Below are 12,607 nucleotides of genomic sequence, written 5' to 3' on the forward strand. Positions count from 1 at the left end.
CGCTCTCCGTCAGTGGCTGGCCGCTGTTGCGCCCATTTCGTTGACTTGCTGAAAGGTCGAAAAGCGCTCCAGACCAAAGGGTTTGATCAGCTCCGGCACTTTGCCGCCGCTGGCGACCAGCTCGGCCATGGTCTTGCCGCAGATTGGCGTAGCTTTGAAACCCCAGGTGCCCCAACCTGCGTCCAGGTAATAGTTCTTCACTGGCGACAGGCCCATGATCGGGCTGTAGTCCGGGGTCATGTCTGTGATCCCGGCCCATTGGCGCATCAATTTTGCGTTGGCCAGAAACGGAAACATCTCGATGGCATGGGCCAGCAGGCTTTCCTTGAGGTCCAGCGTCGAGCGGCTGTTGAACAGCGGATACGGATCGGAACCGCCACCAAACACCACTTCGCCACGGCTGGTCTGCTGCACGTAGCAGTGCAGGGCAGACGAGCTCACCAGTGGGTCGAGAAAGGGCTTGAAGGGCTGAGTGACCATGGCTTGCAGCGGGAAGGTCTGGATCGGCGAACGAATCCCGGCCTTTTTCATCATCTGCGAGCTCATGCCCGCGACCGCTTGTACCGCGCAGCCGCACTGTATGGTGCCGCGATTGGTTTTGACTGCGGTGATGGCGCCGTTCTCGATCACCAGTTCCTGCACTTCGGTCAGTTGATGAATCTCGACGCCACGCTTGGCCGCCTGCTTGGCGTAGCCCCACGCCACCGCGTCGTGCCGCGCGGTGGCGCCGTCGAGGTGCCACAGGCCCGCGAGCACCGGCAGATGGCCGGGGTCCAGATTCAGGCTTGGCACCAGCTCGCGGATCTGCTGGCGGTCGATCATTTCGGTACGCCCCCCGAAATGCTTGTTGACCTCGGCCCGCTGGCGGAACGAACGTACGGTGGCATCGGTGTGCGCCAGAGTCAGTTGGCCGCGCTCGGAATACATGATGTTGAAGTCGAATTCGTTGGACAGGCTCTGGAACATCTTCACTGACTCGGCATAGAACTTCACGCCTTCGCTGGTCAGGTAGTTGGAGCGGATCACCGCGGTATTGCGCGCTGTGTTGCCGCCGCCCAAATAGCCTTTTTCCAGCACCGCAATGTTGGTGATGCCGTGGTATTTCGACAGGTAGTAAGCCGTGGCCAGCCCATGACCGCCGCCGCCGATGATAACCACGTCATAAGAGGATTTGAGTTCCTTGGGCGCAGGCAGATCCACCTCGACCGGGTACTCCGGGCTGAGCCCGTATTTCAGTAGATTGAAAGGCATACGGCCTCCGATTGGCTGCGTTGCGCGTGGGCTTGCTGTCTGGCAGCGGTCACTGTGTTCTTCATCAGAAAGGCGATGGTCATCGGGCCGACGCCACCGGGTACGGGCGTGATGGCAGAGGCGACGTCGAGGGCGCTGTCGAAATCGACGTCGCCCACCAGGCGGCTACGGCCCTGATCCTCGACACGGTTGATGCCGACATCAATCACCACCGCGCCGCGCTTCAGCCAGCTGGCATCGACCATGCGCGGCCGACCGACCGCTGCGACGACGATGTCTGCCAATCTGCACAAGGCCTTGGCATCCGTGCTGCGCGAATGCACCACGGTGACCGAGCAGTGCGACTGCAGCAGCAGGGCAGCCATGGGTTTGCCGACGATATTGGAGCGACCGATGACCACCGCATGTTTGCCGGTCAGATCGCCGCAGGTCTCTTTGAGCAACTGCATGCAGCCGCTGGGGGTACATGGCGTCAGCACGTCGCGTCCCTGGCTGAGGCCGCCGACATTTTCACTGTGAAAACCGTCGACGTCCTTGCCTGGGTCAATGGCCTGCAGAGCGCGGCTTTCCTCGATATGGGCGGGCAGGGGCAGTTGCAACAGAATGCCGTTTATCGTGTTGTCAGCGTTCAATTCGGCAATCAGCGTCAGTAAGCGGGCCTGACTGGTTTCGGTCGGCAGTCGGTGTTCCAGCGAGCGAATGCCGGCTTCCTCGGCGCGCAGAATCTTGTTGCGCACGTACACTTCGCTGGCCGGGTCATCGCCCACCAGAATAACGGCGAGTGCCGGTTCGATGCCGTCAGCCTTGAGGTTTCGCACCTCATCCCTGACCTGTTGCAGAACGCGAGCTGCAGCCGCCTTGCCGTCGATGATTCGAGCACTCATCGGAAGATCACCGTTCGGTCAGTGTTGAGAAATACCCGATGCTCCAAGTGATATTTCACCGCACGGGAAAGCGCGATGGTTTCGTTGTTGCGGCCTGCGGCGACCAGATCATCGGGCAGGTACACATGATCGACACGCTGCACTTCCTGTTCGATGATCGGGCCTTCGTCCAGGTCGCTGGTGACGTAATGCGCGGTGGCGCCGATCAGCTTCACGCCACGTTCGTAAGCCTGGTGATAAGGCTTGGCACCCTTGAACCCCGGCAGAAACGAGTGATGGATATTGATCGCCCGGCCCGCCAGCTGCTTGCACAGGTCGTCGGAGAGAATCTGCATGTAGCGCGCCAGTACCACCAGTTCGGTGCCGGTTTCGTCGACCACTTTCATCAGCGCGGCTTCCTGCGCGGCCTTGGTTTCCCTGGTCACAGGCAGGTAGATAAAACGAATGCCCTCACGCTCGGCCATCGGTCGCAGGTCCAGGTGATTGGACACGATGGCGGTGATGGTCATGTCCATTTCACCCTTGTGGTGGCGATACAGCAGGTCCGTCAGGCAATGATCGAACTTGCTCACCATCAGCAGCACGCGCATCGGGCGTCGCGTGTCGTGCAGCTCCCATTGCATCGCAAAATCCCTGGCCACGGCGGCGTCGAATCCGGCTTTCAGCTGCTGGATATCGCCGTCGTGACCATCGTTGAAGCGGAACACCGCGCGCATGAAAAAGGTGCCGCTGAACTCGTCATCGAACTGGGCCATTTCACCGATGTAGCAGCTGTTGCCAGCCAGGTAAGAAGTCACCGCCGCGACAATGCCGGAGGTCGCCGGGCAGCTGATCTTCAGGATGAAATGGTTCTTTTCGTGTTGCATGGCGTGTCCTCTGGAGGGTGGCGGCAGCTCGGTACAAAGCGAAAAAGGTCATATGCGGAGGTCTTGTTTGCCGAATAAAATTCTCTACAGGAATTTAATATTCTTGAAGGCTGTTTTATAGGCGAAAGGAAATGCAGCGTCCAGAGGTTTCTGGAAACTTTGTTTACTTGAGGGAATATGAGGGGTGGCCGGGCGGTCGTCGGATGTCTTCAGGAGGTTGCTGCACAGCCAATTAGGCCCTGCCTATGGAAGGAAACGCCTGTATCAGGCGTTTCTCGACTTCACAAAGAGGTCACTCGTGATGCGCCTCACCCACAAATGTCAGCGAGGTAAACAGGCCTCGCTCGGCGATGTCCGCATTGTCCTTGACCGGCAGAGTGACCTCGGCGGCAATGATATTCAGCCCTTGGTTACGCACGATCACATTGGCCAGTCCCTGGGCGTCGGTTTCGGCGCTGACCACGTCGGGTGCGCTGCGGTAATCGCCGATCAGTTTGATACCGGCGGCGGGTTTTCCGTCGATCAGCACGCGTACCGGTAACGGCTTGCCGACGCCGACTTTCATAGGGTCTGCCTGCGGCACGATGACGAAATTGAGCTTCGAAAACGCTGGGAGGTGCGCGCCTTCTTCATAGATCGCCAGGCTGTATTTGAAGGTATGAATCGAGTCGGTGCCGTTGGGTACTTTGCTGCGGCCTTCGTTGATCCACTTCTTCTCGGCGTTGCGCGTCCACATGCCGTTATCCAGCGCCACGGACATTACCGCAGGCGGCTTGAGCGGCACCAGCCGGGCATGATCCTCAAGGCGTTGCACCGTGACCGGGATCATTTTGCCCTGACGATCGTAAGCCCAGGCGCCGCTGACTTTCTGTGCCTTGAAGGCATTGTCTTCCGCGCCATGGCCGTAGACCACTTCAATATTGCCACGTCGCTGTTCGGTCCACAGCCCGTGGGCGCTGACCTGAGTGGCAAACAGCGCGCCGAGCAGGCTCAGGGTCAGTAACGATTTTGCTGCAAGCATGATGAATCCTTGGGGTTGGAAGTCGAGTGAGCGTGGGATCAAAGGCTGAGTGTCAGGCTGACCGTAAAATTGCGCGGTTCGCCGGGTGCGACCCAGTAGTTGCTGTAAGAGCGCTCGTAGTATTTTTCATCGAAAATATTGTTCAGGTTCAGGCCGACTGTGACGTTCTCAGTGGCCTTGTAGTGAGCCAGCAAGTCGACGGTCTGATAAGCGGGTAGCTCGAAATCAGTGCCGGACTGCCCTGATCGGTCACCCACGTAGGTGTACGCCGCACCCACGTCCGAGCCGCGCAATACGCCTTCCTGGAATTCGTAGACGCCCAACAGGCTGCCACTGTGTTTGGCGACACCGAGGATGGGGCTGCCTGCCGGGAGGGTCCGGTCGCCCTTGGTGACTTCGGCATCGATATAGGCGAACGCCCCGATCACCCGCACGGCGTCATTGATTTGCCCGGTGAATTGCACATCGACACCCTGGCTACGGGCTTTGCCCACTGCGCGATTGGTGTCAGTGCCGGGGTCCAGTGCCAGCACGTTTTCCTTCTCGATATGGAAGGCGGCGAGGGTGGTGCTCAGGCGGTCATCGAACAGCTCGCTCTTGATGCCAGCCTCGTAGCCGACGCCTTGTTCCGGGTCGAAGGTCTTGCCAGCTGCGTCCAGGCCATTATTGGGCTTGAACGAGGTCGATGCATTGGCGAACAGACCGACCTGCGGCGTGAGTTGATAAAGCAGCCCGGCGCGCTGGGTAAACGCATCGTGGCGCTGACCGGAGGTGGCATTGGTGGTGAAGTCGTCGACCTGTTGATCGAAATGTTCATAGCGTGCGCCGATCATGCCGCGCAATTTATCGGTAAAGACGATCTGGTCCTGGAGGTTCAGCGCACGGCTTTCGATGTGCTCATAGAAATCTGTGCCGGAACGCGCGCCATTCGGCTTCGGCTGACCATAAACCGGGTTGTAGATGTCGATGGCATAAGGGCTGCCCGCAATGGTCGTGACCCGTTCGTTCTTGCGGTAGTTCTCGTATTCGGTGCCGATCAGCACCTCGTGCTCGACCCCCATGCCCTCGAAAAGACCGCGCAATTCCAGCTGGGTGATGCTGTCATGCCAGTTGTTATCGCGTTCGCGATAGCGGCGGTTGACAGTGTGCCCGTCGGCATTCAGCGGGCGCGCCTCGCTGGCAAAGCCTGACATCTCGCCCTGTTTATAATGGCTGGCCAGGCGCAGCGACCACACATCATTGAGCTGATGGTCGAGGGCGAACTGAACCATGTTGTTGTCATTGTCGATGTTGTCGTCTGGTTCGCCGAGGAAGGTTGAGCGGGACACGCCGCTCCATGTGTTATTGGGGGCGACCACGCCACGGTCGAAGGTGGATGTATGCCGGACGAATTCGGTTTCCACCAGCAGACTGGTGTCAGGGTTCAGTTGCCAACTGAAGGAAGGCGCGACGAAAACCCTTTTACTCTCGACATGGTCACGAAAGCTGTTGTTGTCTTCGACCGCCAGGTTGACCCGCGACAACAAGTTGCCGTCTGCGTCCAGTGGCGTGTTGACGTCCAGCGCGGTGCGATAGCGGTCCCAACTGCCCGCGCTGGTCTGCAAGGTGGTGAACGCTTCGCGCTGGGGCTTTTTGGTCACGATGTTGACCGTGCCGCCTGGATCGCCACGGCCATACAGGCTGGCGGCCGGGCCTTTCAGCACTTCGATACGCTCGATGTTTGCGGCATCTGGCGTCGTTGGATAACCACGGTTGGCGCTGAAACCGTCCTTGTAGAATTCGGACGTGGTGAAGCCACGGATGCTGTACTCATAAAGCGTCAGGCCGCCGAAGTTGTTCTGCTTCGATACACCGCCTGCAAACTCCAGCGCACGCTCGACACTGTTGCTGCCCAGATCCTTGAGCACAGACGCAGGCACCACACTGATCGACTGCGGTATGTCCCGCAGCGCGGTATCGGTTTTGGTGGCGGTGGCCGAGCGGGTGGCACGGTAGCCCTGAACCGGGCTGGTTGCGGACTCGTACTGATAGTCGGAGGAGACGTTGATGCTTTCCAGCTCAATGGTCTGTGGCTGTTCTTCTGCGTAGCTGTTGCTGCTCAATACCCCAATTGCCAAGCCTGCCAGAGATGCGATTCTACGAGACGACATGTGAGACTTCCTGATTATTTAGTTATACTATAACATCTCCTTTGAGAATTATTACTGTTTGTCATGGTGGCTTGATTCAGCATTGATGTGCAGGTCGATACCGTTCCGAGTGGCCTGTCGCTTCAGAGCAGTGACGCGAGAGTCAGACCAGCCCGGTTTGTGTATGACGATGAGTGTTCTGTGGGACTATCTCCCGCGGCGCTCAGCGTTAAAAACCTGGACTGCATCTGGCTTAATCAATGGAAGACCCCATGACGTCACCGACACTCGCCGCCGCCCAGTTCTGCTCCCTACGGGGCAACTTCCAGCGCAATCTCGCCGGGCACCTGGCGTTCATGCAACGGGCCGCTGATCTGGGGGTGGATTACCTGCTGTTTCCAGAGCTGTCGCTGACCGGCTATGAGCCTGATCTCGCTCGTGAACTGGCCATGACGTCAAACGATGCACGCCTGCAACCCATTCGCGCGCTGGCCATGCAATTGCGATTGATCACCACGTGGGTGTTCCGCTTAAAGGGTCGGACGACAGTGTGCAGATTGGCGCGCTTACGTTCACGGCTGAGGGCGAGGTCATTGCGTACGCCAAGCAGTACCTGCATCCCGGTGAAGACGCGGTGTTCAGTCCGGGGAGCAAAGATTGCTATCTACCACTCGATCAGCATCGAGTCGGCCTTTGCGTATGTGCCGACTTCAGTCGTCCCGAGCATGCGCAACGCATCTCGGATGGGGGTGCCTGGCTGTACGCCGCAAGCGTGCTGATCTCGCCGGGTGGTTATGAGCACGATGCCGAGCTTCTTTCGGGGCATGCCCGACGTCATTCGTTGCCGGTGTTGATGGCCAATCACGGTGCACCCACTGGCGGCTGGGCGTCGGCGGGCTGCAGCGGTATGTGGGATGAAGCGGGGCGCCGGGTCGGCGGGATGGACGGGGCAGGGCACGGTTTGGTAATTGCGACCTGCCAGCGCGAGGGCTGGCAGGTTCAGGTGGTGACGTCGGCGTAATTCAGTTCATGTGCTCACTGCCTGCTCAGGCAGTGGAGTCGCCGCAGGGTTGCTCCGCGAAAGTGTCTCCGGCACCGCCAGCCACAACAGCACGAATGCAGCGGCCGCAACCGCCGCCAGGGTCAGGAACGCTGCGCTGTAGCCCGCCGCATGCACGACAAAGCCGGCCAGGCTGTTGCTCAAGGCCGCGCCCAGACCAAACAGGGTAGACAATGCACCGAGGCTTACGTTGAAGCGCCCGCTGCCTTGGGTCAGGTCCTTGACCATCAACGGGAACAGGGCACCGAACAGGCCTGCGCCGATACCGTCGAGCATCTGCACCGCCACCAGCCAGTACGGATCATCGGAAAAGGTATAGAGCACGCCGCGAATCGGCAGGAACAGAAAACCGGCCAGCAACAGCGGTTTGCGCCCCCAGACATCCGCTTTCATCCCCACCAGTAGCGCCGCCGGGACCATGACTAATTGCGCAGCAACGATGCATGCCGAGGTCAGCGGCGTCGCCATCTGCATGTTGATCTGCGAGAGTTTCTGACTCACCAGCGGCAGCATCGCCGCATTGGCCAGGTGGAACAGCGCGCAGCAGATACCGAACATCAGCAATGGCTTATTGCTGAGGAGTGCGGCCAGCCCGGAAGGTTGATGAGCGCTGAAGTCGTGACTCGCATCGAAGCCGCGCGCAACGTCATGATCAATCGCGTCGGCAGAGACAAAACTGATCGCGACCACACTCGCCAGCGCCATGGCAGCCATCAGATAAAACACCGCAATCGGGCCAAACAGATAGGCAAACCCGCCTGCCAGCAAGGCTGCACAAGCATTGCCCGCGTGGTTGAAAGTCTCGTTGCGCCCGGTGCGTCGGGTAAACGCTTTCGGCCCGGTGATGCCCAGCGATATGGCGGCAATGGCGGGCGCGAACACCGAGGCGGCAACGCTGCTCAGCGCCTGGGTCAGGGCGACGAGAGTAAATGACGAGGTAAAGGGCAAAATCAGGCAGCTCAGGGTTACCAGCAACGCCGCGACGCCGATCATCGCGCGCTTGTAGGGCGTGCGGTCGATCAAGGCTCCGGCAGGCGTCTGGGTCAGCAACCCGGCGATACCCGCGATGGTCATGACCACCCCGATACTTGCCGGGTCCCATTTGTGGACCGCCAGCAGGTAAATCGCCAGGTACGGACCCAGGCCATCGCGCACGTCGGCGAGAAAGAAGTTCAGGCTATCCAGTGAAAAGGTATTGCGGCGATCTGCATGGCTGGTCAAGAGTCATATTCCCGTCGTTCGTCAGACCCCAGGTAACCGAGTCAAGAAACATTCTGACATAAGCTGTTTTCCAGAGTTTCCTGACCGCAGGTGAAACTTTCGAGTATCAAGGACTCTTTTTTTGCAGGCTTTTCATACGCTGCCCGGCACGTTGCACGGCGGCCATCTTCTCCGGGCGTTTCATGCGCTTCCATTTGCGAATGTCCTCCTTGGTGCGCCCGCAACTGACGCACAGGTCGCCACTGAGCTGGCACACGGAAATGCACGGGTTTTCGATATCCTTGGCCATCTTCAACCTCGCCTGGCGTATTTGCGCCTGATACGTTGCTGCCAGTCACCGCCGTTCTCGATGTGGCATTGCTCTTCACAATCGACCTGCACATGCGCCGAGACTTTCGGCACATTCACCTGCGCCTCTTCGAACGCTTCAGCGGTCAATTCGATCATCCGCTTATCCAGCCCGCCTGCCAGCGCGGCATTCTTGTCTGCCAGCGTATCGAAGACCCAGATCACCTGCAGGCTGGCCGGGAAGGCTGCGTAATCGACTTCGTGAGTCAGCCAGCAGAAACCGGGCATTTCAGACTTGGCTGTCTCGCAGGCTTGCGTCAGCACAGTTACCAAAAGGCGCTCTGTGTGGGCCTGCTCACGTTTGCTTGAGGGCATCGTAGACCTGGGTGCATAGAAGGTTTGGCTGCGCACGATACCTGATTGTCGGATCAGCCCCCAAGACCAAAACCGCTCAATCATTCCTGGCTGTCAGCCGCACTCATCTGCTGTTGGTGCGGTCTCAACATCTGGACAGGGCGCAGACCACCCTGTCCTGCAACAAAGCGCGTTCCACTGTAAAAAAACAAGGAAGACACATTATGGATTTCACCCCCTCAAACACTGTCACTGACCAAAACCGTCGGGGCTTTCTGAAAAGGTCACTGGCTGTTTCGGCAACCGTGGCCGCCCTTGGCTCGCTGCCGCGCGTGTCCTTCGCCGAGCCGCTGACCCAGCGCTACCCCGATCCGCTGGTCAGCGCTCTGGATGACAGCTTCATGGACATACGCATCTTCAACGCCAGCGTCGAGAAACTGGCCAGCGGCATGCGCTGGGCCGAGGGGCCGGTCTGGATTGGCGACGGTCGCTATCTGCTGGTCAGCGATATCGCCAATAACCGCATCATGCGCTGGAATGAGGTGACGGGAGAGCTGTCCGTGTACCGCGAGCATTCGAATTTTTCCAACGGCATGTGCCGCGACCGTCAGGGGCGCTTGCTGGTCTGTGAAGGATCGAGCACCACCAGCGAGGGGCGGCGTGTGACGCGTACCGAGTACAACGGGCGCATCACCGTGCTGGCTGACAGTTTTGACGGCAAGCCTTTCAACTCTCCCAACGACATCGTTTGCAAGCGTGATGGCTCGATCTGGTTCACCGATCCGACCTTTCAGGCCAATAGCGACTACGAAGGACGCAAGGTCAGGCAGGAGCAGCCTTTCGGGGTCTACCGCATCGACCCTGCGAACGGTTCGGTCAGCCGGGTGATCGATGATCTGGCAGGCCCGAACGGGCTGTGCTTTTCGCCGGACGAGAAAACCTTGTATGTGGTCGAAGGTCGCGCAAAACCCAACGCGCTCATCTGGGCGATAGCGGTCAATGACAACGGCACGCTTGGCGCTCGGCGCAAGCATATTGAAGGCCTGGAGTACGCGGCCATCGACGGCATCAAGTGCGACGAGAGCGGCAATCTGTGGTGTGGATGGGGTGGTAACGGTGACCCCAGGGCCGATATGGAGAAGCTTGATGGCGTGCGGGTGTTCAATCCGCAAGGTAAAGCCATCGGCCATATCAGCTTGCCGGAGCGCTGCGCGAATGTCTGCTTCGGCGGGCGTGAGGGCAATCGGCTCTTTATGGCCAGCAGCCATTCGCTTTATTCGGTGTTTGTAAATGCTCGCGGCGCCACCTTCGCCTGACCCGATCAGCGTCACACGGCGGCGTGCATTGCGCGCCGTCAATCGGGTCGAACCCCTGCGGACATGCCGGGTCTGTTCCTGTAATTACTTTCAGGGATAGTTATTTATGTCGGCGCAACGCGGCCTTGTTTTACTCGCACGAGGTGGTTACGCCGCTCGTGGTGTGGTTTATCTGATTATTGGCCTGTTTGCCGTTTTGGCAGCTCAGGGCTCATCGCAACCGGCTGACAGCCACAGCAGCCTTGAGGCGTTGTTGAGTCAGCCGTTCGGAAACGTGCTGGTCGGACTGGTGGTGGTCGGTCTTTTGGCGTTCGCTGCCTGGCGAGTGCTGCAAGCCACGCGCGACGTCGACCATCATGGTCGCGAGCTCAAGGGGCTGGTGATTCGGGGCGGGCTGTTGGTGGGCGGTTTCACCTACGGGGCGCTGGCGTTTTTCGCGCTTGGCCTGCTGGTCAGCGGGCTGAAAAGCTCCGGTGGCTCGGGCGGCAGCCAGACCAAGGACTTGCTTGCGTCAATCCTCTCGTGGGAACACTCCAACCTGCTGGTGTACGTGGTTGCCCTGGTGCCGCTGGGACTGGGTATCGTGCACATCATCAAGGGCTACAAGGCATCATTCGAGAAGTATTTCGAGGCCGACGAAGACGTCATGAAGTATGTCCGTCCCGTCTCGCGCTTCGGTCTTATTGCTCGCGGAGTGGCGTTCATTGAAATCGCCGTGTTGCTGGCCGTCAGTGGCTCCAGCTATCAGGCTATGCACCCGCCGGGTATGAAGGACGCGCTCAATGGTTTGCAGGATCTGCCTGCTGGCGGGCTGGTGCTGCTGATAGTGGCGCTGGGGCTGATCGCGTTTTCGGTGTACAGCTTCGCTCAGGCGGCATGGCGCAAGATCAACATGGATGTACCGAGTGCGCCGGACGCGGTTACCCGCCATTTTCGCTGATTGCTGATTGCTGATTGCTGATTGCTGATTGCTGGTAAACGGAGGGCTGCATGACCATCGGGTCAGGCAGCCCTCGAGCGAATCACACCCGAATATCCTGCGGCCCACGGATCTGCGCTTCGATGCGCGTGCCGGTCAGGCGTTCTTCGTTGGAGAAACCGTCGTAAGCGGACAGATCGCCAAAACGAATCCCGGTGAGCTGTTCGATCTGCGCGACGCTGCGTTGCCACGTTCTGAGCGGGCCGAACATGATGTCCAGCTTCCCCAGCTCGCTGGTTTGATCGATCATGTAGGCGCTGGCCGAGGGCTTGCCGTCGTCGCCGAGAAACGCCACGACCTTCCAGAACGCTGAAGGAATTCTGATGTTGCGGTAACTGCGATCGTCGTCGCGCAGCACCGGCCCGGTAAACACGGTTACCCGTGATTTCCAGCGTCGTGTGTTATCGAGAATGTAATCCTCAAGCTCCAGCCAGGTCTTTTGATTGAACGCGCCCATCTGCGGCGAGCAGTTGGTGAAGTGGAAGGTGTCGCTGTTGGCAACCTCGGCTTCCTTGCCCCAGTTGGGGTCTTGACGCCTGACCAGATGACCGCGATCCAGCAAATTGTCGGCGTACACGCTTTCGCCGATCTGCGCTTCGGCGGGCAAGCGGCCGTCAAATGACCAGGAGTCCTTGCTGCGTTTGACCTCTACGCTGCTGGCACCATCGATATTGACGCCGACATACAGCGCCAAACGCCGGCTGCGCGACATGGTGATGGAAAAGTGCGTGTAATCTAGGCGATTGCCGGTGTTTTGCAGCGGATACACATCAGGCGCCAGTTCCTCGTCCACCGAAGGCCAGGGCACGATGAAGTCACCGAGGAAGTTGTCGGCATACCCCTTGCGCTTCTTCAAGTCACTTGCCGGTGTAGTGCGAGGTGCAGCAAGCGCCTGTGGCTCGAGCAATGCGGAGCTGGACGCCAAGGGTTTGAGGTCGGCAAGACGGGGGCGGTAAGCGAGGTCGGCGGTTAACTTCTTGTCAGGCACGGTACTTGCTCCTGCGTTAGGCACGAATGTTGTAATACTTCACCATAGTCGCGTTACAGGCCCGCGTCAGGCCAGGATGGACGAACAGCTTTCGCCATCGGTTGATCGTTTTCATCTTTAATATCAAATAGCCCGGGCCGGCAGTAATCTGCGGCGTAATAAGCGCCGTGAGTTGTGTGACTGTAGTGTCAGCTCTGCGCATGGCAGTTCATGCGTTAAAGCTTTGGCGTCCACGGGCGTTAACCATCGC

Annotated in this window: 11 protein-coding genes and 1 pseudogene; 3 read left to right on the forward strand and 9 right to left on the reverse strand. The window is 59.2% G+C overall.

Features of this window, described 5'->3' with window-relative positions; translation table 11 throughout:
* Positions 1–9: 9 nt before the first annotated feature.
* The 5 genes from N018_RS10130 to N018_RS10150 form a co-directional block, all read right to left on the reverse strand.
* Positions 10–1,251 (reverse strand): FAD-dependent oxidoreductase, encoded by a 1,242-nt coding sequence (locus N018_RS10130; protein WP_025389468.1) that lies wholly within the window; start codon positions 1,249–1,251, stop codon positions 10–12.
* The gene (gene folD, locus N018_RS10135) at positions 1,233–2,135 is read right to left on the reverse strand and encodes a bifunctional methylenetetrahydrofolate dehydrogenase/methenyltetrahydrofolate cyclohydrolase FolD (RefSeq protein ID WP_025389469.1); all 903 of its coding nucleotides are present in this window, start codon (positions 2,133–2,135) and stop codon (positions 1,233–1,235) included. Before folD ends, N018_RS10130 begins: the two co-directional genes overlap by 19 nt.
* A complete protein-coding gene (purU, locus tag N018_RS10140) occupies positions 2,132–3,001 on the reverse strand; it encodes a formyltetrahydrofolate deformylase (RefSeq protein ID WP_025389470.1) in 870 nt (289 codons plus the stop codon). Before purU ends, folD begins: the two co-directional genes overlap by 4 nt.
* 292 nt (positions 3,002–3,293) lie before the next feature.
* A complete protein-coding gene (locus N018_RS10145) occupies positions 3,294–4,022 on the reverse strand; it encodes a DUF4198 domain-containing protein (protein ID WP_024647128.1) in 729 nt (242 codons plus the stop codon).
* A 38-nt stretch (positions 4,023–4,060) separates the two neighbouring features.
* Positions 4,061–6,172, reverse strand: a complete 2,112-nt coding sequence (locus N018_RS10150) for a TonB-dependent siderophore receptor (RefSeq protein WP_025389471.1) — start codon at positions 6,170–6,172, stop codon at positions 4,061–4,063.
* A gap of 251 nt (positions 6,173–6,423) precedes the next feature.
* On the opposite strand from N018_RS10150, the pseudogene N018_RS10155 reads away from it, so the two are divergent.
* Positions 6,424–7,172 (forward strand): annotated as a pseudogene (locus N018_RS10155) (carbon-nitrogen hydrolase family protein).
* Positions 7,173–7,178: 6 nt separating this feature from the next.
* Here N018_RS10155 and N018_RS10160 read toward each other — a convergent pair.
* The 3 genes from N018_RS10160 to N018_RS10170 form a co-directional block, all read right to left on the reverse strand.
* Positions 7,179–8,432 (reverse strand): MFS transporter, encoded by a 1,254-nt coding sequence (locus tag N018_RS10160; protein WP_025389472.1) that lies wholly within the window; start codon positions 8,430–8,432, stop codon positions 7,179–7,181.
* Between the two features lie 106 nt (positions 8,433–8,538).
* A complete protein-coding gene (locus N018_RS10165; RefSeq protein WP_024647124.1) occupies positions 8,539–8,721 on the reverse strand; it encodes a DUF1289 domain-containing protein in 183 nt (60 codons plus the stop codon).
* Between the two features lie 2 nt (positions 8,722–8,723).
* Entirely contained in the window at positions 8,724–9,095 is a 372-nt protein-coding gene (locus N018_RS10170) for a hypothetical protein (protein ID WP_025389473.1), read from the reverse strand.
* Between the two features lie 203 nt (positions 9,096–9,298).
* Between N018_RS10170 and N018_RS10175 the strand changes: the two genes are divergently transcribed.
* Positions 9,299–10,390: an SMP-30/gluconolactonase/LRE family protein gene (locus N018_RS10175; protein ID WP_025389474.1), complete on the forward strand. Its 1,092-nt coding sequence runs from the start codon at positions 9,299–9,301 to the stop codon at positions 10,388–10,390.
* 106 nt (positions 10,391–10,496) lie between these two features.
* Complete coding sequence (locus N018_RS10180) at positions 10,497–11,330, forward strand: DUF1206 domain-containing protein (protein WP_024647121.1); 834 nt, start codon at positions 10,497–10,499, stop codon at positions 11,328–11,330.
* Positions 11,331–11,412: 82 nt separating this feature from the next.
* Here N018_RS10180 and N018_RS10185 read toward each other — a convergent pair whose 3' ends face one another.
* Positions 11,413–12,357 carry a DNA/RNA non-specific endonuclease gene (locus tag N018_RS10185; RefSeq protein ID WP_025389475.1) on the reverse strand — a complete coding sequence of 315 codons (945 nt, stop codon included), beginning with the start codon at positions 12,355–12,357 and terminating at the stop codon, positions 11,413–11,415.
* Positions 12,358–12,607: the final 250 nt, after the last annotated feature.

This window comes from Pseudomonas syringae CC1557 (assembly GCF_000452705.1).
Taxonomy (GTDB): Bacteria; Pseudomonadota; Gammaproteobacteria; order Pseudomonadales; family Pseudomonadaceae; genus Aquipseudomonas; species Aquipseudomonas syringae_F.

Coding starts and splice junctions, on each gene's coding strand:
- N018_RS10180 (WP_024647121.1), top strand. CDS start 10,497: ATGTCGGCGCAACGCGGCCTTGTTTTACTCGCACGAGGTGGTTACGCC.
- N018_RS10130 (WP_025389468.1), bottom strand. CDS start 1,251: ATGCCTTTCAATCTACTGAAATACGGGCTCAGCCCGGAGTACCCGGTC.
- N018_RS10165 (WP_024647124.1), bottom strand. CDS start 8,721: ATGGCCAAGGATATCGAAAACCCGTGCATTTCCGTGTGCCAGCTCAGT.
- purU (WP_025389470.1), bottom strand. CDS start 3,001: ATGCAACACGAAAAGAACCATTTCATCCTGAAGATCAGCTGCCCGGCG.
- N018_RS10170 (WP_025389473.1), bottom strand. CDS start 9,095: ATGCCCTCAAGCAAACGTGAGCAGGCCCACACAGAGCGCCTTTTGGTA.
- N018_RS10145 (WP_024647128.1), bottom strand. CDS start 4,022: ATGCTTGCAGCAAAATCGTTACTGACCCTGAGCCTGCTCGGCGCGCTG.
- N018_RS10150 (WP_025389471.1), bottom strand. CDS start 6,172: ATGTCGTCTCGTAGAATCGCATCTCTGGCAGGCTTGGCAATTGGGGTA.
- N018_RS10175 (WP_025389474.1), top strand. CDS start 9,299: ATGGATTTCACCCCCTCAAACACTGTCACTGACCAAAACCGTCGGGGC.
- folD (WP_025389469.1), bottom strand. CDS start 2,135: ATGAGTGCTCGAATCATCGACGGCAAGGCGGCTGCAGCTCGCGTTCTG.